Below are 20,607 nucleotides of genomic sequence, written 5' to 3' on the forward strand. Positions count from 1 at the left end.
CACCGTCCACCCTTGCGCTGGAGTGCACTCCAGGACCTAGCGTGGGGATCATGGTCATCACGGACACGCAGACGACGGGCGCGACGCTCGGCATCGCCGAGGTCGCGCAGGTGAGCGGGCTGAGCCAGGACACGCTGCGCTGGTACGAGCGGGAGGGTCTGCTGCCCGCGGTGCGCCGCGGCCCCGACCGCCGCCGCCGGTACACCGAGCGGGAGGCGGCCCTGGTGCGGATGCTCGCGAAGATGCGGGACAGCGGCATGCCGGTGCACGAGATGCGGGAGTTCTCGGCACTTGTCGCCGGCGGCGCGGCCACCCACGGCCGGCGGCTGGCCATCCTGGAACGTCACCGGGAGCGAATCGAGCAGCGCAAGGCGGATCTGGACGCGCATCTGGTGGTGCTGGACGAGAAGGTCGACCACTACCGGTTCCTCATCGACACCGGCCTCGACTGCGATGGTGCCCCGGTGACCGCCGACATCGCCGTCCGGCAGGCGGCCCGGGCATGACCGGCACGCATCCGACGGGCACCGTGGTGCTCGGCGACGGGCTGGTGGTGAGCCGCTCGGGGTTCGGCGCCATGGCACTGACCGGTGTGTACGGGTCCAGCGACGACGCGCAGAACCTGGCCACGCTGCACCATGCGCTGGACATCGGCGTCACCTTCATCGACACCGCCGACGTCTACGGCGCCGGGGACAGCGAACGCACCGTCGGCGCAGTGGCGCGGACCCGGCGCGAGGAGATGACGATCGCGACGAAGTTCGGCATCACCGGGTCGATCGCGGAGAAGACCCTCGGCTCACGCAACGACCCGGCCTACGCGGCGCAGGCGTGCGAGGCCAGCCTGGCCCGGCTCGGCGTCGACGTGATCGACCTGTACTACCTGCACCGGCGCGAGGTCGGGGTGCCGATCGAGGAGGTGATCGGTGCGATGGCCGCCCTCGTCGACGCGGGGAAGGTGCGTCACCTCGGCCTGTCCGAGGTGACCGCCCACGAGCTGCGGGCCGCGTGCGCCGTGCACCCGATCGCCGCGGTGCAGAGCGAGTGGTCCGTCTGGAGCCGGGATGTCGAGCGGGCCGTGGTGCCTGCCGCAGCGGAGCTCGGTGTCGGCTTCGTGCCCTACTCGCCGCTGGGCCGCGGATTCCTCACCGGCACCTTCGCCGACCCGGCCGCCTTCGCCGGCGACTGGCGGGCCGGCCTCACCCGGTTCAGCGGTGATGCCTTCGATGCCAACCTCGCGATCGTCGCCGCCATCGGCGGCATCGCCGCCGACCGGGGCGTGACGACCGCCCAGATCGCCCTCGCGTGGCTCTACGCCGCCGGCCGGCAGCACTGCCTCCCGATCGTCCCGATCCCGGGCACCCGCCGCGCGGAGCGGATCGACGAGAACGCCGCCGCGGCCGACATCGTCCTCACCGTGGAGGAACTCGCCGTCCTCGACGGGCTCTCGGCAGAAGTGGTCGGCCCGCGCTCGGACTCCGACGACCCGAACTGGACCAGTGACTCGCGGGAGCGCGCTGTCGGAGACTGATCCGTCGGACACCGCATCCTTTCGTCAGTGGAGGTGCACACCCGATGTCGATTCCGGCTGCAGATCGTCCGCTTCCGGGTCTACGGTCGCTGCATGGCCACGATCACGCAGTTGCCGGCGGACCCCCGCATCGCACCGCTGAGCCCTGCCACCTGGGAGGCGTTCGCCGGGCTGGTGGAGCGACACAACGGGATCTTCGGCGGGTGCTGGTGCACGTACTTCCACGACTGCGAAGGTCGCGGCCCCGGCTACGACGGCAGCCGGGACTTCAAGAAGCTGATGGTCAAGCGCGGCGTGGCCCACGCCGCTCTGGTGCTGGACGGCGACGAGGCGATCGCCTGGGCCGAGTTCGGCAGCCCGGACGAACTGCCGAACATCCACCACCGCAAGCAGTACGACAAGGAGAAGGGCGGTGACCCGGACTACCGGATCACCTGTGTCTTCGTCGACCGCCGCTACCGCCGGCAAGGAGTCACCGAGCTCGCGATCCGCGGCGCCCTCGAGCTCATCGGCAGCAAAGGCGGCGGGAGGGTCGAGTCCTACCCGCACGACCTGACCGGGCAGACCAAGAAGATGTCCGCCTCGTTCCTCTACAACGGCACCCGCCGGCTCTACGAACGACTCGGATTCACCTACCTGCGCCCGAAAGGCCTGAAGAACTGCGTGATGTCGATCGAGGTGCCGGCGCGCACCTGAAGATCGGCGGGCGTCAGACCGGTCACCCTGCGATCCCCGGGCCGCTGGGCAACGTGAGGCGATATCCCGACCAACAGCGGACTCGGCATCCGATGTCGTCCGTCGCCCCGGACGCGGCTCGCGGAGCGTGACGACAACGTCATCGGGTTGAGACCGATGGCTGCGGAACATGCTTCGGGGCCATTCGGCCGCGCACGTGCCGGCCGGCACTCGAGTAGCCCCGGCCGGTGTCCGCGGGTACCGTCAGGAGGTCCCGCTCGCCGGGATCGGCGAGCAACCACAGGTCAAGGAGGACCCATGGCAACCGCTCTCCGCACCGTGATCAGCCCGAGCAGGTACGTTCAGGGCAAGGGTGCGATCCACCAGCTGGGCGAGTTCCTGAAGCCGATCGGCTCGACGCCGTTGCTCGTCGCCGACGAACTGGTGTGGGGGTTGGTCGGCCATGATGTCGAGAAGTCCCTGCAGGAAGCAGGACTCACGGCGCAGTGGGAGCGGTTCGGCGGGGTGCCGAGCGCGAAGGAGGTCGACCGGATCGTCGAGGTGATCCGGAGGAGCGGATCGGACGTGGTGGTCGCCATCGGCGGTGGCAGTGCGATCGACACGGTGAAGGCGGCCGGTCATCTCGCGGGTATCCGGTGGGCGAACTGCCCGACGGTGGCGTCGACAGACGCTCCGTGCAGCGCACTCTCGGTCATCTACACCGAGTCCGGCGAGTTCGAGGAGTACCGCTTCTTCCCGCGCAACCCCGACCTGGTGCTGGTCGACTCGCAGATCGTGGCCAATGCCCCCGCGTCGCTGCTGATCGCCGGCGTCGGTGACGCGCTCGCCACCTGGCTGGAGGCCCGGGCGACCGCACGGTCCAACTCCACCACCATGGCCGGCGGCCTGCCGACGGTGACCGGTACGGCCCTTGCCCAGCTGTCCTGGGATGTGTTGTGGGAGAACGCCCTGCAGGCCGTCGACGCCGTCCGCGACCACCAGGTGACCCCGGCCGTGGAGAAGGTCATCGAGGCGAACACGCTGCTGTCCGGACTCGGTTTCGAGTCCGGCGGACTCGCCGCGGCGCATGCTGTGCACAACGGTCTCACCGCCGTCGGCGCCACCCACGGCCTCGCTCACGGACAGAAGGTGAACATCGGCTCGGTGACCCAGCTGGTGCTGGAGGGCGCCCCGTCCTCCGAGATCCGCGACTTCATCGAGTTCACCACCCGGGTCGGGCTGCCCACTACCCTGACCGAGGTCGGCCTCCGTGCCGACGATGTCGAGAGCCTGACGACGGTCGCCGATGCGGCGACCGTCCCGGGCGAGACGATCCACTCGATGCCGTTCGCGGTCACCAGCCCGGACGTTGTCAGCGCCCTGGTCTCGATCGAGAAGTTCGCCACCCGGGTGCGCGACGAGGCGGGGTTGCCGGCGCCGACGCCGTACACCGCGCACCACTGAGGGCCGGACCTGTCCCGTCAGGCCGTCACGGATCCGCGTTCCCGTGGACGAAAGTCGCACAGCACCGATGAGTCCTCGGTGCTGTGCGGGTCCACCTTCGGTCACCGACATCACAGGCCAGGGAAGGATCACATCGTGCGCAGGCTCGTGACCAACACCTTCATCACCCTCGACGGGGTGCTCCAGTCCCCCGGTGGACCGGAGGAGGACCCGGAGCATTTCACCGCGGGCGGGTGGTCGGTCCCGCACTGGGACGAGGCCATGGGCGAGGTCATGGCCGGCTACATGGAGTCCTTCGCACTCGTCCTCGGGCGCCGGACGTACGACCTGATGGCGGCCTACTGGCCCACCGCTCCCGATCACGAGCAGCCCGACACCATGAACAACGCCCGCAAGTACGTGGTCTCCCGCGGGCGGCCGACGCTGACCTGGCAGCACGCCGAACTGCTCGACGGCGACCCGGTCAATTCGCTGACCGCGCTCAAGCAGACGGACGGCCCGGAGTTGCAGGTGCACGGCAGCGGTGACCTGCTGCAGACCCTCCTGCAGCACCCCGGCCTCGTCGACGAGCTGCGGATCTGGACGTTCCCGGTACTCGTCGGGAGCGGCAAGCGGATGTTCGCGGACCGCGAGACACCCACGGACCTGAGACTGGTCCGCAGCCGGACCTTCGACACCGGCGTGGTCCACTCGGTCTACCGGCCGACCGGCGCCTTCTCCGCAGGCGCCTTCTGATCCCGGCACTGGTCCGCTCGCCGGACGCGTGTCCCGGGTCGACCCTCCGCACCGCCATTGATCAGGGAGCGCACCACACCGCCGCCGCGCCGGTCAGAGAATCGGTCGCCCGCCGGTGACCGCGATGCGCGCACCCGAGATGTAACTGCCGTCCTCCGAGGCCAGCAGGACATAGGTCGGCGCGAGTTCGGCCGGTTGCCCGGCCCGGCCCAGCGGGGTGTTCTCGCCGAAATGCTCGACCTTCTCCGGAGGCATGGTCGCCGGGATCAGCGGTGTCCAGACCGGACCCGGAGCCACGCTGTTCACCCGGATCCCGCGGGGGCCCAGCATCTGGGCGAGGCTGGCGCAGAAATTGGCGATCGCGGCCTTGGTGGCGGCATAGGGCGCGAGGGCCGGCGAGGGCATGTCCGAGTTCACCGACGAGCTCCCGATGATCGAGCTGCCCCGCGGCATGTGCGGCAGCGCCGCTTTCACCAGGTGGAACATCGCGAACACGTTGGTGCGGAAGGTGAACTCGAACTCCTCGTCGGACACGTCCTCCAGGTCGTCGTGCGACATCTGGTGCGCCGCATTGCTCACCAGCACGTCGATCCTGCCGAACTCGGCGACCGCACGGTCGATGATGCCCCGGCACACCGCCGCATCGGAGATGTCGCCCTCGACCAACACCGCGGTGCGCCCGGCCTCCCGCACGTAGCGAGCGGTGTCCTCCGCGTCCTGCGTCTCGGAGAGGTAGGAGATCAGCACATCGGCGCCTTCGCGCGCGTAGGCGATGGCGGCGGCCCGGCCGATCCCGCTGTCGCCGCCGGTGATCACCGCGGCCTTGCCGGTCAGCTTGCCGCTGCCGACGTAACTGTCCTCGCCGCAGTCCGGCACCGGGGTCATCACGCCCTGCACACCCGGCGGATCCTGCTGCTGTCGGGGCTGGCTCACCGCTGCTCACCTCACCTGTCGTGTCACACCTCATCCCGAGGACGCTGCTGACCTCGACCCTGTCGTTCCCTTTCCCACGCCCGGCGCGAGGCAATCCGGCAGGACCTGCCGGAGGCCGGTCCACCGATCGGCCACCGGGTCGTGCCGGGCCAGGCCGGCCGCCGCGAAGGCCTCGAGCCAGCCGGTCATCGGGAAGAACCCGTGCAGGTCCCGGAACAGGTTGGCGTTGCGGAGGATCGAGTCAAGGTGCTGGACCGGCGGCTGCGTGGACGGGTGGTACTGGTGTGAGGCCGACGCACCGGACCACCAGCGGATCGGCACATCCGCCAGGTGGGCACGGAGGCCGAGGTCGGTGTCCTCGCCGCCGTAACCGGCGAACCGCTCGTCGAAACCGCCGAGCCGCCGCCACGTCGTCGCCGACACGGCGAAGGACAGCGACCAGAAGAGCTGCCAGTCATCCGTGTCGTGGCTACCGGCGGTGGGTTCCGGGCGGGCGGGGTGGGGGCGACCGCGCAGCATGTCGATGTCGAAACCTGTTGCCGACAGCTCGGACTCGGCCGCCGACAGGTAGTTCACCGTGCCGCAGTGCAGCACCATCCGCTCCTCGCTGCGGACCGCATCCCGGTAGCGCCCGACCAGGCCGCGGGACGGGATGCAGTCGACGTCCAGGAAGACCAGGACGTCCGCGCCACGGTCCAGGGCCGCTGCCGCGCCGGCGTTCCTCGCCGCGGCCAACGGCAGTTCACCGCCGTCCAGAGGCTGCTCGACCAGCACCAGCTCACCGCCCCCGGGACCGTCGCACGCCGCGAAGGCCGTCGGGTCGTCCATCGCCACCACGACGTGCAGGTCCGGCGTCGACGTCTGCTGCGCCAGGCCCCATCTCTGCCGGCGCAGATGCAGACCGCGACCCGACACCGTGGTGATGACCGCTGTTCTCATGCCGAGCGGTGCGCGGCAACGAGGTTGTCCAGGTACGTCGCCGCCGCCGGCGCTCCCCCACCCGACCGCCACCGTGCCCACCCGTCGCCGCCCAGCTGCAGCGCGGCCGGGAGCAGGTCCGCCCAGGTGTCGTCCGGGCCGGCGACGACGGCCAGACCGGCCGCCTCCAGCACCGCTGCGGTGTCGTATTGCTCGCCGTGCGGACGCTCCTCCGGCACCACGACGGCCGGCGTGGACAGTGCGGCCACTTCGGCCAGGGCGTTCTGGCCGGCGTGGGTGACCACGACGTCGGCCCGGTCGATGGCGGCGCGGACCTCGTCCTCGTCCAGGCCGTGGGCGACGGTCCACTGCCAGCCCGGGACGACCGAGGGTGCACCCGGACCCACTCCATGGGTCCCGCCGGACCCGGTCAGCCGCAGTGCCCGCCACGGCCCGGCCTCGCGCTCGTGGAAGGGTGGGTGCGATGCGTCGAAGCGGCTGATGCTGCCGGCATGAAAGGTCTTGCTGCGCCACGACTCCGGCCACGACGTCCGGGCGAACTCGGCCGCCCACGGGGCCAGGACCGCGTCCGCCGAGTCGTAGGCGAGCCGGTGCGGGCGGTCGGACCGGTCACCCGGCATGCCCATGACCACCGTCGGCACGCCGTGCAGCCGGCACAGCAGGGCCACCTCGACGGACACGTCGACCACCACGAGATCCGGTGCCGCGCGGCGGATCCAGTCGGAGATCGCCGACATGCGGTCCCGCAGCCCGTGATGTCGGGTGGGTGCCCAGTGCAGCACACCACCGGCCGTCGGATCACCGCTGACGTCGTCGTCCGCGACACCCGCATCCGAGGGCAACTGCACCCACTCCTGCAGGTGGTGCCAGGGCCGGGTGGGCAGCGACGACAGAACGGTGACCGGCACCGTGAGGTGCTCGGTGATCGCGCCGGCCCGGTGCAGGTGACCGAGTCCCTGGTGGTGCACGTAGTAGCCGATCACGACCAGTCCCGGTCCCGCAGCACCTCGCGGTAGACGTCCTCGTACCCGCGGATCATCGCCATCAGGCCGTGCCGCCGGGCGGTGTGCTCCCGCACCGCCGTCCGGTCCAGACGTACCGCTGCGTGGACCGCGCGGACGGCCCCGGCCAGTTCGTGCCGGTCCAGTCCCTCGTCCGAGCGCGGCGCCGGGATCAGCATTCCGGTCCGTCGGGACACGATGTCGGTCAGACCACCGCGGGCGACGGCGACGACCGGTGTGCCGGTGGCGCCCGCTTCCACCGCGACCAGACCGAAGGGCTCGTCCCAGGTCGGGGTGACCAGGGCGACCGTACTGCTGCCGACCAGCCGGACGAGCTGGTCGTGGTGCAGATGTCCGGCGTAGCGGACGGTCTCGCCCAGCTGCGGGGCGATGCGGTGCGCGAAGTACTCCCGGTCCATCACCGGCCCGGCGAGGGTGAGGCGCAGCCCCGCCGCCCGGGCGATCGCGACGGCCAGGTGCGCACCCTTCTCCGGGACGAGCCGGCCCGTCCAGACCGCGTCGGTCCCGCCGGGCCCCGGTGTCCAGTGCCGCAGGTCGACCCCGTTGGGCACCACGGCCGGCGCGATCCACGGGTGCCAGGCCTCGGCGGTGCTGCGGCTCACGGCCACGAAGGTGCAGGACGTCCCCGGACCCAGCACCCGTTCCGCCCAGGGCAGGGCGGGCGTGTGCAGGGTGGTCACCACGGGGTACGGGAGCAGTCCGGCCTGTTCCACCGGCAACGGGTACAGCGAGTTGTTGTGCACGAGATCGAAGCTGCCGAGCAGACCCTCGCGCAGATCGGTGAGCAGGGCGTCGAAGGCGGCACGCTCCGCCGCCGCCGTGGCCGGGGACTCGGACGTGTCCGCGCGGCCGGACCCGGCCTCGTCCCGCACCCGGCCGTAGGTCCGGGTGACCAGCGCCGGGTCGCTGTCGTCGGCCCCGGCCACCTCGACCAGATGGCCGGCGCGACGCAGCCCGGTGACCAGCGACGCGGTGTGCGACTCCAGCCCGCCGGCGAACGGCTCGGCGATCGGGAACCGCATGCCGGCGATCACCATGATCTTGAGAGGTGTTGCCGCGCGTGTGGTGTCGACAGCTGTCACCGCGTCACCTCCACCACGTCGCGCCGGGACAGCACCGACCGGTAGATCTCCGCGTGACGGTCGGCGATCACCCGGCGCTGGGCGGAGCGGTCCGGGCAGGTGCGCAGGGCGAACCCGGGATCGGCGGCCCAGTCCAGCACCTGATCACGCAGGGCCGGCCCGGTGCCGTGCCCTCCCGGGTGCCGGTAGACCGGATGATCGTGCTGCCCGGAGTAGTGACCCACGGACGGGACCAGGACCGGCGTGCCGACATCGACACAGGCCTCCAGCCAACCGGAATGCGTGCCGAAGCGGTACGGCAGCACGCACAGGTCGAGCGAGGCAAGGTAATCCTGCAGTGCGTCGTCGTCCAGGCGAGGGTGCACCCGCAGGTCCACCTCTGTACGGCCGTCCACCGATGAGGCCCAGCGGGCGAAGTCACGGCGCCGAGGGTCGGTGGTCCTCGGGTCGAACACCTCCGGATGCGCGTTCACCTGCAGCACGGCCCCGGGGACCTCCCGCACCACCGGCAGCAGCTCGGTCAGGACCGGTAGCGCATCGATGTTCGCCCGGAGGTTCTTCACGTGCACGCCGATCCGGCGCTCCCCCGCTCGTCGGAGCCGCCGGGGCCGTGGCGCGTCGAAGACCTGCGGATGCGGCAGAACCACCGCGTCCCGCGCCCACCGCCGGCGGATCTCCTCCGCCGCTCCCGCGGTCAACGTGATCACCGCATCCGCGGCAGGCACCAGCACGTCCAGCTGCCGGAGGTGCCCGGCCGGGTCGTCGATGTGCGGGTTGACCAGGTCGTGCACCGTCAGCACCAGCGGCACACCGAGCCGGGCCAGCGTTGCCGTCCATCCCCGCAGGTGCGCCGGCAGGAAGGAGTCGAACCCGAAGTGCAGATGCACGACGTCGATCTCGTCCCGGTGCGCCGACGGCCACGCGGGGTCGAGCACCACCGGCGGCCACCACTGGCCGGGCAGCGGATCCGGCACGGCCGGCGGCGGGTCGGGCAGCCGGACCACCCGGCCGTCGCCGGGTACGGACAGGTGCTCGACGTAGGGATGGGCGGACGGAATGGAGGCGACGCGGATCGGGTACAGCCGCGCCATGCCCACCCCTTCCGACGGTTCCTGCGGCGCCGCCCCGTGATCGGCGGCACCGGACCCGCTGTACCCACGGATCGGGAGATCCATTACGCGGCCTTCCACGGAATCTCCGACATCACCGGGGCCGGCCCGCTGGTGGTGGTGCACGGCAACTGCCAGGCGGAGGCGCTGCGCGTGCTCATCGCCGCAGGGGATGTCCGGACCGTCCGGATCCCGCCCGTCTTCGAGCTACGACAGGCCGACCTCGGGCGGCTGGCTGCGCTGCTCGCGCGGGCCGACGTGCTGGTCACCCAGCCGGTGCGCGACGACTACGCCGGACTGCCGCTCGGCTCCGCCCAACTCGCGGCGGCCCTGCCCGCAGCCGCCCGGGTGCTTCGCGTGCCGATCGTCCGGTGGACCGGACTCCACCCCGTCCAGGCCATCATCCGGGACCCGCAGGATCCGTCGGCACCACCGCCGGGCGTGCCGTACCACGACCTCCGTACCCTGGCGGCGGCCGCGGGACTGCCCGCGCCGCGGCCGACGCCGCGCACGGTCCGTGCCGTCGCCGCGGCGGCAGTGGCGGAGCTGCGACGCCGCGAGAGCACCTGCGACGTCATCGTGTCCGACCTGTTCGAGACACCCCGACCCGCCGACATGCTCACGATCAACCACCCCGGCAATCGGATCCTGCGGGCGCTCGCCGAGCGGATCCGCCGGCGGCTGGGACTGGACCGGGCCACGGTCGATCCCGGACGCACGTTGCTCACCGAGGTCATCGCGCCCGTCGAGGACGTCGTGCTGCAGGCGTGGCAGTTGTCCGGTCGTGGCACGGCACTGCCGGATGCCTGGCGGGTCCGCGGCGAGGTGGTACCCGACACGCTGGTCCGTGAGGTCCAGCTCGACTGGTACCGGACCCGGCCCGATGTCGTGGACGCGGGACTGCGCCGGCACCGGGACACGTTGCAGCTGCTGGGGTTCGCGGCATGACGGCCGCGCACCTGGCATGGCTGTGGTTGGGGGAACCGGAGCACGCGATCAGCGCGCTGGCCCGCACGATCGGCGCCGCGGCGGGCGGACCGGTCGCCGGGACGATGGATCCGCACCGGCTGCGCGCGGTGGTGGCTTCGCTGGACCCGGACGTGCGCACCGCGCACCTGCACACCAACGACTGGCTGTTCCGCAGGTCCGGCGCCGACGCCCCGGCGGTCGTCGAGGCCGTCGCCGGCGACCTGCACACCCGCGGCCGGCAACTCACCCTGACCCTGCACGACCTGCCGCACCCGGGCGCCCACCAGTACGAGGAGCGCGCTGCCGACTACGCCCGCATGGCCGCCGCGGCGGCGGCCGTGGTGGTCAGCAGTGACCACGAGAAGACCCTGCTGACCAGGGCCGCCCCGCAGCTCCGCACTCCTGTGCACGTGGTGCCGCTGCCGGTCGACGTCGAGCCGACGGGTGAGCCCGTCGCGTCCGAGCCCGCCGAGATCGGCGTGCTCGGCTTCCTTTTCCCCGGCAAGGGCCATGCCGAGCTGATCGACGAGGTGGCCGGCAGCGGCTGGCGCATCCTGGCCCTGGGCCGGCCGTCCGACGGTCAGGAATACCTGGCCGATGCGCTGCGGGAGCGGGCGGACGGTCGGGGGGTGTCGTTCCGGATCACCGGCTGGATCCCGGAGGCGGACCTGGTCCGGCGGCTGCGCGCGGTGCGGGTGCCGGTGGCACCACACACGGAGGTCTCCGCCTCCGGGTCGATCAACTCGTGGATCGCCGCCGGGCGCCGTCCGCTGGTCGCCGCCGGCCCCTACACCCGGGAGCTGGAGCGCCGGGTTCCCGGCGCCGTCCGGCTGTACGAGCCCGGGACGCTGGTCACCGAGGTCCGGGCTGCGCTGGCGCAACCCGACACCACCTGGTGGGGGCCGGACGTCGCGCCGGGCCCGGCCACGGCGGAGGTGGCGGCCCGGTACCGGTCGTTGCTGCAGGACCTGACGTGACCGACCGGTGGCAGCTGCCCGACGGGCGGTTCGTCGTACCGGGCAACCGCTGGGACCTGGTGCCCGACGACCCGCCGGAGCCGCCCGAGATCACCGTTGTCGTCCCCTACTTCGAGGACCAGGCGGGGTTGGACCGGTTGCTCGCGGCGCTGTCGGTGCAGACCCATCCGCACACCCGGACGCAGGTGGTGGTCGCCGACGACGGCTCCGCCGTGCCGCCGTCGGTCGTCCGGTGGCGCGGTGACCTGGCCGTCGAGGTCGTGCACCAGGAGAACCTCGGGTTCCGGGCGGCCGCCGCCCGGAACCTCGGAGCGGCCCGTGCCGACGGGGACGTGCTGGTCTTCCTGGACGGCGACATGGTCCCGGCGGCAGACCATCTCACCCGGATCAGTCGGCTGCCCGCGGTGCTCCCGGACACGCTGGCCGGCGGCCGCCGGCGGCACGCGGACCTGGCCGGGTGGGGCACCGGCCGGGTCCGCGGCTGGCTGACCGGTTCGGAGGATCCGCCGGAGGACCTGACGGAACCCGCCTGGCTGGCCGACGAGTACGACCGCAGCGGCGACCTGCTGCGCGTCCACCCGCGCAGCTACCGCTATCTGATCTCCGCGACGCTGGCCTGCACCCGCGAGCTGTTCGACGAGATCGGCGGGTTCGATGCGACGATGACCGGGTACGGCGGCGAGGACTGGGATCTCGCCTACCGCGCGTTCGCCGTCGCGGGCGCGGTCCTGGCTCACGACCCGGCCGCGGTCGTCTGGCACGACGGGCCCGACTGGGCCGGGCGGACCGCCGACGACCCCGATCGCCGCGACGCCAAGGACCTCGAGACCCTGGCACTCGCCCGGCGGATCCCGGAGCCGGCCATGCGCGGTCACGGCGGCCACTACCCCACGGTGGACATGACGGTGCGGATCGACGTGACCGGGCACCCGGTCGGCGCCGTCGCGTTGTCCGTCCGGTCGTTCCTGCAGACCTTCGACTGCCGGGTGCAGCTGGTCGGGGACGGCGCGCCGGGGCTCACAGCAGCCATGGCCGACCGGCAGGTCACCGCCGGCGCCGTCGGACCCGGCGTGGAACGGCTGCTGGTGGACGTGCACCGTCCGGTGGTGGTGGACGGGACGACCGCGCAGATGGTCGCGGACATGCTGGAGGAGGACGTCGGCCGCCTCGAGATCGGTGACGGCGCCGTGGTGATCACCTCGAGCAGACGCCACCGGCGGACCGACCGGTGGGCCGCCCGCCTCGGACTCGACCCGGAGGATCTGGGCAGTCAGCTGTTCCCGCACCGACGGCACGTTGACTCGGGAGTACGACCGGTGACCGGTCGACCGTCACTGGCTGCGGTCTTCGGCGGGTGGGCGGATCCGGAGACCTACCTGGGTCACTTCCGGAGTTCGTAGACGCCGACCTCGGTGCCGGTCCAGGAATCGCCGATACCGGGGAAGGACGCGAGAACCTTGTCGTGCGACCAGTCCTCGACCACGTGCACCTCGTGGTGGTTGCCCTCGATCTCGCCCTGCGGGTAGTGCACGATCGGGATCGACAGGTACACGGCCCTGCGCGCCGCACCCACCGACTTCTCCCACAGCGCCAGGGCATCGGCCTCGCTCATGTGCTCGGCGACGTCGCCGAGGATCACCACGTCGGCGGACGGGAAGTCGACCTCGCGTGCGTCGCCGACGATGATGTCGTCGTAGTACCGGTGGAGCCGGTAGGTGTGGATGTAAGGCTCCCACACCTCGACCCCGGTGAGGCGTGACACCTGTGGTCCGGCCAGCAGTTTGGCGTAGGTGCCGACCCCGGGGCCGATGTCCAGGACCTCGACCGGGCCGTCGGCGGCAAGGCCGTGCACCCGCTCCTTGATCCAGTCCTTGCCCTCGGCGGAGCTCATCGGCATGCCTGACACCTTCCCTACCCGGACGACCGGATGCCGTCGGCGCCCCACTTCCCCCGCACCGCACGGACCAATCGGCGGCCGGGGGAAGATCGGGATGCGTCAGTGCGTGATGGACTTCTTCCCGGAGAACCGCACGTACAGGAAGACCACGATGATCGCGCCGATGATGGAGCCGATCAGGCCGGACGGCTGGAACCAACCCTCGCCCGGGTCCTTGCCGAAGATCGCCCAGCCCAGGAAACCGCCGACGAAGCTGCCGACGATGCCCAGCAGGATGGTCAGCGGGATGGACATCCCGCTGGTCCCGGACACCACCAGGCGGCCCACCGCGCCGGCGATGAGGCCCACGATGATCATGGTCAGGATGAATCCGAACCAACCCATGACGTACTCCTTCTCTGTGTAGGGCCCGAGCGCGGCGTCATGCCGTCGACCGGTGCCCTGTGTTCACCGCCCCCTGCCGGTTCCCTCTTCCGTAAAGGCGAATCCGACGGCGCTGGTCTCCTCTCGCCGGATCCGGCCGGATTCCCGGTGATCGGCGTGTATGACCCGCGGGTTCGTGGGCACACAGCGGTGGGAGTCCTTGGAAGGTGCTGGTCGCCGCCGCGGACGTGTCGCTCGAGCAGACGGGTGACGCCCGGTCATCACTGCAGGAAGGCGGCCGACATGTTCGGAAGCAACGACATCAGATCATCATCGGGCCGTGCGGTCAGCCGCCGGTTGTTCCTGGGCGGGGCGGGCGGCGCAGCGGCCGCCGCGGTGCTGGCCGGGTGCGGCGGGTTCTCCACGCCCAGCACCCCGGAGACCAGCTCGGGCACGAAAACCTTGAACTTCACCACCTGGGGCACCGACGCCGAATTGGCCGGCCTGCGCTCCGGGATCGCCGCGTTCGAGGCCGCCAACAGCGGCACCACCGTTGCGCTCAACGCGGTGCCGTACGAGCAGATGTTCACCAACATCGACGCGCAGCTGCAGGCCGGCAACCCGCCGGACGTGTTCCGGGTCCCGTACTACACCTTCGGCGGGTACGCGGGACGCGGCCAGCTGCTGGACCTGAGCGCGCACCTGCCGTCGGACTTCTCGAGCCGGTTCACCCCGCAGGCCTGGGCAGCGGTGCAGAACGGCGGCAAGCCGTTCGGGGTCCCGCACCACACCGACACCTCGGTGATCCTCTACAACAAGCCGATGCTCGACGCCGCCGGGATCACCGACATCCCGACCACCGCCGACACCGCCTGGACCTGGGACGAGCTGGCGGAGGTCGCGAAGAAGCTGCGGGAGGAGCTGCCGGCGGACAAGTACCCGATGGCCTACAACTGGCAGGGCAACGGTGTCACCCGTTGGCTCAGCTGGCTGTTCCAGGCCGACGGCCGGTTCCTGGCCGAGGATCTCGTGACACCGGCCATCGACTCCGAGGCCGGGCGTGCCGCCGTCGAGTTCACCCAGAGCTTTTTCACCGACAAACTGGTGCCGCAGAACAACTCGGTGAAGTCGACGACCTACGCCAGCGACACCTGGTACGCGCAGACCTGCGCGATGGTCTGGGGCGGCGCCTTCCTGATCCCGGATGCCACCTCCACCCTCGACTTCGAATGGGGCGCCACCTTCGCCCCGCGAAACGCCCGCGGTGGCAGCGATTTCGGAGGCAACGCACTGGTCGGCACCGCCGGCGCCGCCGACCCCGCGCTGGTGGCGTCGTTCCTTGACTTCATGACGCAGGAGCAGCCGATGCGCGACTTCTGCGAGGGCGCGTCGCTGCTGCCCACCCGGGCCGATCTCGTCGAGTCCGGCATCGAGTTCAAGGTGCGGCCGGAGCTCTCGCCGATCTTCGTCGGCCAGGCTGCGTTGGTGCAGGCCCAGGACGCCGGGCAGGTTGCCTCGCCGTCGATGAGCAAGATCATCACCGTGCTGAAGGACCAGTTGGAGGAGGCGTTCGTCGGCGGACAGAGCGTCGAGGACACCATCGCCGGCCTGACCAGCGGGATCGCCGAGGCCACGAAGCAGTGACCCTCGCCCCGCCCACCCCGGGGACCGACCGCGCCGCCCGGCCCCGCCGCGGACCACGCGGCCGGGCCGGCGAGGGCGCCGCCGGATACGCCTTCCTGACACCGATCCTGGTGCTGCTGGGCGTGTTCGTCTTCGTGCCGCTGGCCGGTGCGGTGGTCATCAGCCTGCAGCGCACCAACGGGTTCGGCGACGGCACGTTCATCGGGCTGGACAACTACGGCCGGCTGTTCACCGACCCGGTGTTCTGGCGGTCCGCACTCAACACCACCCTGTTCACGATCATCGTGACACCGCTGTCGATGGCCCTCGGTCTGGGTGCCGCCGTCCTGCTGAACTCGGTGCTGCCGGCGCGCGGGGTGTTCCGGTCGATCCTCATCGTGCCGATGGCGATCTCCGGCGTCGCGACGGCGCTGATCGGCGTGCTGGCATTCGACGAGAACAGCGGCATCGTCGACAAGTTGCTGCGCGCAGTGGGTCTGCCCGCGATCTCCTGGCAGTCCGACGGCACAGCGGCCTTCGTCTCGGTGGTGCTGGTGACCCTGTGGTGGCGGGTCGGATTCAACATGCTGATCTACCTGGCCGGCCTGCAGGGCATCAGCCCGGCCATCTACGAGGCCGCCAAGCTCGACGGCGCCTCGGGCTGGCAGCGGTTCCGGTACATGACGGTGCCGATGGTCGGGCCGTCCTCGTTCTTCCTGCTGATCATGAACGTCATCTACTCGTTCCAGGTGTTCGACATCGTGTTCGTGCTCACCGGTGGCGGACCGCAAAACGCCACCTCGGTGCTGGTCACCTACGCCTACGACACCGGGTTCGAGGTCCGCGACCAGGGCTACGCGTCCGCGATCGGCGTGGTGCTGCTGGTGCTGATGCTCGGCTTCACCGCGGTGCAGTGGCGGATCAGCCGGACCCGGGACCTGGTCGAATGACGACGATCTCGCGCCGCGGGCGGACCGGGCGCCGCTTGCGGGTGGCGCTGGCGGTGGTGGTCAGCGCCGTCGTGCTGTTCCCGCTCTACTGGATGGTCGTGGTGGCCTTCTCCACCCGCAGCGAGCTGCTCGGCGGCGAGTTCCGGCTGTGGCCGCAGACACTGACCCTGCAGAACTTCCGCCGGGTGTTCGACTCCTACCCGGTGCTCACCTGGTTCGGGAACTCGGTGGCGATCGCCGTGGTGGTGGCACTGATCTCGGTCGCCGCCAGCCTGCTCGGCGGCTACGCCTTCGCACTGCTGCGCTTCCGTGGCGCGAACACGCTGTTCCTGGTGACGTTGTCGACGCTGATGATCCCCGTGCAGGTCATCATGGTGCCGCTCTTCGGTCTCGTCACCGATCTGAAGATCTACGGCAGCTACTGGGCGGTCATCCTGCCGACGGCGGCCTCGGCGTTCGGGGTGTTCCTGGCCCGCCAGTTCATCATCGGCATCCCACGTGAGCTCGTCGAGTCCGCCCGCATCGACGGTGCCGGGCACCTGCGGGTGTTCCGCTCCATCGTGCTGCCGCTCTGCCGGCCGCTGATCGCGGTGCTGTTCTTCATGAGCCTGCTGCAGACCTGGAACGACTTCGCCTGGCCGCTCATCGCTCTCAAGCAGAACGAACTCTTCACCCTGCCGATCGGCCTGCTCTACCTGCAGGGCCAGTTCGGCTCCGACTACGGCGGCACCATGGCGTTCGCACTGCTGAACGTGACCCCGATGGTGGTGCTGTTCCTGGTCTTCCAGCGCTACTTCGTCCAGGGCTTCGCCCGCACCGGTATCCGGTGAAGGCGGCCCGGACGGGAACAGGACCGACATGACCGACACCACCGCAGCAGCAGTACCGCACGCCATCGTCTCCGGGGCGAGCATCGCCGGCCTGTCCACGGCGTTCTGGCTGCGCCGGATCGGTTGGCAGGTCACCGTCCTGGAGCGCACGGAGGAGTTCCGGGAGGGTGGCCAGAACATCGACGTGCGCGGCGTGGCCCGCGAGGTGCTGCGCCGGACGGGCCTCTTCGACGCGGTGAAGGCGCAGAACACCACCGAGACCGGGACTGTGCTGGTCGACGCCGACGGATCGGTGCATGCCGAGCTGCCGTCCGACGACCCGGACGGCGCGACCGCCGAGCTCGAGGTGCTGCGCGGGGACCTGGCGAAGGTGCTGCGCGACGCGCTGCCGCCGGGCGAGGACATCCGGTTCGGCGATCCCATCGCCTGCGTCCGGCAGGACGGCGACGCCGTCACCGTGACCACCGAGGCCGGGGAGAGCCTGACCGCCGACCTGCTGGTGATCGCCGAGGGCGTCCGCTCCTCGACCCGGGCGCTGGTGTTCCCGGACGCTGTCGACCCGCGGGACCTGCACATCACCATGGCCTTCGGCACCATCCCCCGGATCGAATCGGACGACAACACCTGGCGCTGGTACACCGCTCCGGGCGGCCGGCAGGTGCACCTGCGACCCGACAACCATGGCACCACCAGGGCCATCCTGGCCTTCGCGGACGAGGACAAGGACCACCCGGTCGACCTGACCGACTCCAGCCGCGAGGACGCTCTCGCCTGGCTGCGGGAACGGTTCGCCGACGCCGGCTGGCAGGTCGAGCGGGTGCTGGACGGGTTCGACACCTCGGAGGACGTCTACATCGACCGGCTCACCCAGATCAGGATGGACACCTGGCACCGCGGCCGGGTGTGTGTGCTCGGCGACTCGGGCTGGTGTGTCACGCCGATGGGAGGCGGCGGCAGCTCCCTCGCCCTGACGGCCGGCTACGTGCTGGCCGCCCAGATCGCACAGATCCCTGCAGGCTCCGGGACTCCCGACCGGGAGGAACTGACTAAGGCGTTGCAGCGGTGGGAGGAGTGGATGCGCCCGCTGGTCGACGACGTGCAGACGCTGCCACCGGGTCTGGACCACTTCGCCTACCCGCGCACGGCTCTCGGCGTGAAGATCCGGGCCGTGGTCGACCGGATCGTCATGTCCGGGCCGCTGAAGCCGCTGGTCGCGAAGATCACCCACGTCGCCGACGACGACCGCGAACTGCCCGCCATCGACCTCCACCGGAGCTGACCTTCACCGCGCAGCGCCGGTCCGGCGCTGCGCGGGTTCTCAGGCTGCTGCGGCCACGTCTCCCGAGGAGTTGACCGTGCGGCCGAAGTGGTCCCGGGCAGCTGTCAGCAGTCGGGCCAGGATCCGCGAGACCTGCATCTGACTGACGCCGATGGCCGCTCCGATCTCGGACTGCGACATCTCGTCGACGAACCGCATCCGCAGCACCGACAGGTCACGTTGGGCCAGCCCTTCGAGGAAACCGGACAGCATCACCTGGTTCTCCACCTGCTCGAAACCGGGCTCGGTCGACGGCAGCACGGTGGAGAACGGCAACTCGTTGCCGTCGCCGTCCGACAGCGGTACGTCGAGCGAGGCGGGGTAGGAGATGCCCGAGATCTTCCTGGCGGAGCGGAGGTCCTCCACGGTCACGCCGATGCGTTCGGCGACCACGTCGTCGCTGTGCACGCGCGGATCGTCCGCTTCCAGAGCGCTCGCCGCCGACCGGATCTCCTGCAGCCGCCGCGGCGGGCGGATGGTGGCCGAGTGGTCCCGGAAGTACCGGCGGATGTCGCCGGTCATGGTGGGGACCGCGTACTGCAGGAAGTCGTCGCACCGACCCGGCCGCCATCGGTCGGCAGCCTTGATCAGTCCCATCCAGGCCACCTGCTCCAGGTCGTCGATCTCGATCCCCCGGCGGGCGAACCGCCGGGCGACCGCTTTCACCACGCCACGGTGACGCCGCGCCACGGCATCGATGATGCGGCGCCGGCGGTTCGGGTCTGTGGCCTCGGCCAACTCGTCCATGAGCAGGTTGACGGCGGTCTGCCGGTCCTGCCGCGCCTCTGCGCTGTCACCGGGCCGCACGTCGGGCGTCACGGCCCGTGAGGCTCTGTCGATCGGGGTGGGAACTGAGATGGCTGACACGGCATACTCCCGGCCTCGCGCTGCGGAGGCTGGCTGTTCAACCCGTCCTGTGGTGTGCGTGCCCGGTCGACCTGCCGGTCATCCCCGGCGAACGGGTGATGAGCCCGACGGGCCGTGAACTGATCGGGGCGGCCCCGCCGGCTCGGGGGGTGGGCCGGCGGGGCCTTCGGCTCGACCTCCCGGGGGGTGGGAGGGAGCCGCGTGCTCCCACTGCCCACCGATGGGAGGGGCTCAAACACCGGGTTCGATGATCAGGACTCCCGCCGCCGGGTGATGGCCCCGGATCGCTGCCGGTCCCGGAGTTCGCCGGCCACCGTGCGTGGCCGTAGCACCGGGCTCGGCCCGGACGCACCGTCGCGGAGCCCGGAGATCAGTTCGCGCAGGATCTGGTCGGCGTCCCTGGTCGGCGCCCAGTCGAGTTCCTGTGCCGCACGGCTGGTGTCGAGCAGCGGCGCGCCGTAGGCGAGATCGAGCCACCCCGGCTCGACGCGCTGCAGGCGCAGCCGGTAGCTGACGTCGACCAGGGCGCGCAGCGCGGGCAGCGGCACCGGGATGCGCGCGGCATGCAATGCCGAGGCCAGCAGTTCGTCCGTCAGCGGTGTCGGTGCGGCCAGGTTGAAGGCCCCACCAGCGCCCCGGAGCACCACCTGCGACACGGCCGCGGCCACATCCCGCGCATACACCACCGGCACCTGCAGCCCAGGGGCCAGCGGCAGGACGAACAGCAGGTCCAGTGCCCAGCGCGGAAACCAGGCCGGTGCGCCGTACCGGAGCAGGGCGGAGGCGGCCGACCGCTGCATCACCAGCCCCGGACGGATCCGGGTCAGCAACGGCCCGTCGCCGCGGCCGTCATGCTCGTCCATCAACTCCTCGGCGGCCACCTTGTGCCGGCTGTACTCGGAACTCGGAACGCCGGTGGTCGGCCAGTTCTCGTCCACCGCGGCGCCGGGGACCGACGGCGGCGCGTAGGCGCCGACCGAGGAGAACTGCACCACGTGCCCCACGCCGGCACGCTGCGCCGCCGCCAGTACGGTGCGCAGCGATCCCACGCCCACATCCGCCAGCCGCTTCTCGTCGCTCATCGGCTGGAAGCCCCACACCAGGTTGACGATCGCCGACACACCCTGCAGCCGAGCTGTCAGTTCGTCGACGGCGCCGGTGGCGGTCAGATCGAGCGGAACCCAGTCCGCGGAGTCGAACGGCGGTACCCGGTCGGGCAGCCGGCGGGCGACCGCGGTCACCCTGATGTCGGGGTGCCGGGCAAGGTCCGCCAGGACCGCCGAGCCGATGTTGCCGGACGCACCGGTCACGAGAACTCGCACC

The 20,607-nt window shown here is 71.1% G+C and carries 21 protein-coding genes; 12 read left to right on the top strand and 9 right to left on the bottom strand.

Annotated features, from left to right (window positions below; genetic code table 11):
• Positions 1-50: 50 nt before the first annotated feature.
• From GIS00_RS11650 to GIS00_RS11670, 5 genes are all read left to right on the top strand, one after another.
• A complete protein-coding gene (locus GIS00_RS11650; protein WP_154768586.1) occupies positions 51-506 on the top strand; it encodes a MerR family transcriptional regulator in 456 nt (151 codons plus the stop codon).
• Positions 503-1,531: an aldo/keto reductase gene (locus tag GIS00_RS11655; RefSeq protein WP_154768587.1), complete on the top strand. Its 1,029-nt coding sequence runs from the start codon at positions 503-505 to the stop codon at positions 1,529-1,531. Before GIS00_RS11650 ends, GIS00_RS11655 begins: the two co-directional genes overlap by 4 nt.
• A 93-nt stretch (positions 1,532-1,624) precedes the next feature.
• Positions 1,625-2,227 carry a GNAT family protein gene (locus tag GIS00_RS11660; protein WP_154768588.1) on the top strand — a complete coding sequence of 201 codons (603 nt, stop codon included), beginning with the start codon at positions 1,625-1,627 and terminating at the stop codon, positions 2,225-2,227.
• Positions 2,228-2,524: 297 nt separating this feature from the next.
• On the top strand, positions 2,525-3,670 hold the full coding sequence (locus tag GIS00_RS11665) for a glycerol dehydrogenase (RefSeq protein WP_154768589.1): 1,146 nt from the start codon (positions 2,525-2,527) through the stop codon (positions 3,668-3,670).
• A 135-nt stretch (positions 3,671-3,805) separates the two neighbouring features.
• A complete protein-coding gene (locus tag GIS00_RS11670; RefSeq protein WP_322097874.1) occupies positions 3,806-4,405 on the top strand; it encodes a dihydrofolate reductase family protein in 600 nt (199 codons plus the stop codon).
• Positions 4,406-4,498: 93 nt separating this feature from the next.
• Here GIS00_RS11670 and GIS00_RS11675 read toward each other — a convergent pair whose 3' ends face one another.
• The 5 genes from GIS00_RS11675 to GIS00_RS11695 are packed head-to-tail and all read right to left on the bottom strand — an operon-like array spanning position 4,499 to position 9,472.
• Positions 4,499-5,338: an SDR family oxidoreductase gene (locus GIS00_RS11675; RefSeq protein WP_322097875.1), complete on the bottom strand. Its 840-nt coding sequence runs from the start codon at positions 5,336-5,338 to the stop codon at positions 4,499-4,501.
• 30 nt (positions 5,339-5,368) lie between these two features.
• The gene (locus GIS00_RS11680) at positions 5,369-6,277 is read right to left on the bottom strand and encodes a glycosyltransferase family 2 protein (RefSeq protein ID WP_154768591.1); all 909 of its coding nucleotides are present in this window, start codon (positions 6,275-6,277) and stop codon (positions 5,369-5,371) included.
• Positions 6,274-7,260, bottom strand: coding sequence for a glycosyltransferase (locus GIS00_RS28945; protein ID WP_322097876.1), 987 nt, complete (start codon positions 7,258-7,260; stop codon positions 6,274-6,276). Before GIS00_RS28945 ends, GIS00_RS11680 begins: the two co-directional genes overlap by 4 nt.
• Positions 7,257-8,381, bottom strand: a complete 1,125-nt coding sequence (locus tag GIS00_RS11690) for a glycosyltransferase (RefSeq protein ID WP_154768592.1) — start codon at positions 8,379-8,381, stop codon at positions 7,257-7,259. Before GIS00_RS11690 ends, GIS00_RS28945 begins: the two co-directional genes overlap by 4 nt.
• Entirely contained in the window at positions 8,378-9,472 is a 1,095-nt protein-coding gene (locus tag GIS00_RS11695; protein ID WP_154768593.1) for a glycosyltransferase, read from the bottom strand. Before GIS00_RS11695 ends, GIS00_RS11690 begins: the two co-directional genes overlap by 4 nt.
• A gap of 36 nt (positions 9,473-9,508) precedes the next feature.
• On the opposite strand from GIS00_RS11695, the gene GIS00_RS11700 reads away from it, so the two are divergent.
• Genes GIS00_RS11700 through GIS00_RS11710 form a run of 3 tightly spaced genes read left to right on the top strand, consistent with a single transcriptional unit; the run spans position 9,509 to position 12,836 of the window.
• Complete coding sequence (locus tag GIS00_RS11700) at positions 9,509-10,438, top strand: WcbI family polysaccharide biosynthesis putative acetyltransferase (RefSeq protein ID WP_154768594.1); 930 nt, start codon at positions 9,509-9,511, stop codon at positions 10,436-10,438.
• The gene (locus GIS00_RS11705; RefSeq protein ID WP_154768595.1) at positions 10,435-11,436 is read left to right on the top strand and encodes a glycosyltransferase family protein; all 1,002 of its coding nucleotides are present in this window, start codon (positions 10,435-10,437) and stop codon (positions 11,434-11,436) included. Before GIS00_RS11700 ends, GIS00_RS11705 begins: the two co-directional genes overlap by 4 nt.
• Positions 11,433-12,836: a glycosyltransferase gene (locus tag GIS00_RS11710; protein WP_154768596.1), complete on the top strand. Its 1,404-nt coding sequence runs from the start codon at positions 11,433-11,435 to the stop codon at positions 12,834-12,836. The genes GIS00_RS11705 and GIS00_RS11710 overlap by 4 nt, the downstream gene beginning before the upstream one ends.
• On the opposite strand, the gene GIS00_RS11715 is transcribed toward GIS00_RS11710, so the two are convergent.
• Together GIS00_RS11715 and GIS00_RS11720 are read right to left on the bottom strand one after the other, a co-directional pair.
• Positions 12,818-13,333, bottom strand: a complete 516-nt coding sequence (locus GIS00_RS11715; protein WP_154768597.1) for a class I SAM-dependent methyltransferase — start codon at positions 13,331-13,333, stop codon at positions 12,818-12,820. The genes GIS00_RS11710 and GIS00_RS11715 overlap by 19 nt on opposite strands.
• Before the next feature lie 99 nt (positions 13,334-13,432).
• Positions 13,433-13,717 (bottom strand): GlsB/YeaQ/YmgE family stress response membrane protein, encoded by a 285-nt coding sequence (locus tag GIS00_RS11720; RefSeq protein WP_154768598.1) that lies wholly within the window; start codon positions 13,715-13,717, stop codon positions 13,433-13,435.
• A 282-nt stretch (positions 13,718-13,999) separates the two neighbouring features.
• Here GIS00_RS11720 and GIS00_RS11725 point away from each other — a divergent pair, with 282 nt between their 5' ends.
• The 4 genes from GIS00_RS11725 to GIS00_RS11740 are packed head-to-tail and all read left to right on the top strand — an operon-like array spanning position 14,000 to position 18,378.
• The gene (locus GIS00_RS11725; RefSeq protein ID WP_154768599.1) at positions 14,000-15,340 is read left to right on the top strand and encodes an ABC transporter substrate-binding protein; all 1,341 of its coding nucleotides are present in this window, start codon (positions 14,000-14,002) and stop codon (positions 15,338-15,340) included.
• Positions 15,337-16,269 (top strand): carbohydrate ABC transporter permease, encoded by a 933-nt coding sequence (locus GIS00_RS11730; protein WP_322097877.1) that lies wholly within the window; start codon positions 15,337-15,339, stop codon positions 16,267-16,269. Before GIS00_RS11725 ends, GIS00_RS11730 begins: the two co-directional genes overlap by 4 nt.
• Complete coding sequence (locus GIS00_RS11735) at positions 16,266-17,099, top strand: carbohydrate ABC transporter permease (RefSeq protein ID WP_154768600.1); 834 nt, start codon at positions 16,266-16,268, stop codon at positions 17,097-17,099. Before GIS00_RS11730 ends, GIS00_RS11735 begins: the two co-directional genes overlap by 4 nt.
• Positions 17,100-17,127: 28 nt before the next feature.
• Positions 17,128-18,378, top strand: a complete 1,251-nt coding sequence (locus GIS00_RS11740; protein WP_154768601.1) for an FAD-dependent oxidoreductase — start codon at positions 17,128-17,130, stop codon at positions 18,376-18,378.
• 39 nt (positions 18,379-18,417) lie between these two features.
• On the opposite strand, the gene GIS00_RS11745 is transcribed toward GIS00_RS11740, so the two are convergent.
• Together GIS00_RS11745 and GIS00_RS11750 are read right to left on the bottom strand one after the other, a co-directional pair.
• Positions 18,418-19,236, bottom strand: coding sequence for a sigma-70 family RNA polymerase sigma factor (locus GIS00_RS11745; protein WP_154768602.1), 819 nt, complete (start codon positions 19,234-19,236; stop codon positions 18,418-18,420).
• A gap of 299 nt (positions 19,237-19,535) precedes the next feature.
• Positions 19,536-20,594: an NAD-dependent epimerase/dehydratase family protein gene (locus tag GIS00_RS11750; RefSeq protein ID WP_322097878.1), complete on the bottom strand. Its 1,059-nt coding sequence runs from the start codon at positions 20,592-20,594 to the stop codon at positions 19,536-19,538.
• Between the last annotated feature and the right edge of the window lie 13 nt (positions 20,595-20,607).

Source organism: Nakamurella alba, assembly GCF_009707545.1.
Taxonomy (GTDB): Bacteria; Actinomycetota; Actinomycetes; order Mycobacteriales; family Nakamurellaceae; genus Nakamurella; species Nakamurella alba.

What these genes read in the sequence shown, in the direction of transcription:
- GIS00_RS11705 (WP_154768595.1), top strand. Translation starts at nt 10,435, where the DNA reads ATGACGGCCGCGCACCTGGCATGGCTGTGGTTGGGGGAACCGGAGCAC.
- GIS00_RS11735 (WP_154768600.1), top strand. Translation starts at nt 16,266, where the DNA reads ATGACGACGATCTCGCGCCGCGGGCGGACCGGGCGCCGCTTGCGGGTG.
- GIS00_RS11740 (WP_154768601.1), top strand. Translation starts at nt 17,128, where the DNA reads ATGACCGACACCACCGCAGCAGCAGTACCGCACGCCATCGTCTCCGGG.
- GIS00_RS11720 (WP_154768598.1), bottom strand. Translation starts at nt 13,717, where the DNA reads ATGGGTTGGTTCGGATTCATCCTGACCATGATCATCGTGGGCCTCATC.
- GIS00_RS11660 (WP_154768588.1), top strand. Translation starts at nt 1,625, where the DNA reads ATGGCCACGATCACGCAGTTGCCGGCGGACCCCCGCATCGCACCGCTG.
- GIS00_RS11695 (WP_154768593.1), bottom strand. Translation starts at nt 9,472, where the DNA reads ATGGCGCGGCTGTACCCGATCCGCGTCGCCTCCATTCCGTCCGCCCAT.
- GIS00_RS11725 (WP_154768599.1), top strand. Translation starts at nt 14,000, where the DNA reads ATGTTCGGAAGCAACGACATCAGATCATCATCGGGCCGTGCGGTCAGC.
- GIS00_RS11655 (WP_154768587.1), top strand. Translation starts at nt 503, where the DNA reads ATGACCGGCACGCATCCGACGGGCACCGTGGTGCTCGGCGACGGGCTG.
- GIS00_RS11715 (WP_154768597.1), bottom strand. Translation starts at nt 13,333, where the DNA reads ATGCCGATGAGCTCCGCCGAGGGCAAGGACTGGATCAAGGAGCGGGTG.
- GIS00_RS11680 (WP_154768591.1), bottom strand. Translation starts at nt 6,277, where the DNA reads ATGAGAACAGCGGTCATCACCACGGTGTCGGGTCGCGGTCTGCATCTG.
- GIS00_RS11665 (WP_154768589.1), top strand. Translation starts at nt 2,525, where the DNA reads ATGGCAACCGCTCTCCGCACCGTGATCAGCCCGAGCAGGTACGTTCAG.
- GIS00_RS11650 (WP_154768586.1), top strand. Translation starts at nt 51, where the DNA reads ATGGTCATCACGGACACGCAGACGACGGGCGCGACGCTCGGCATCGCC.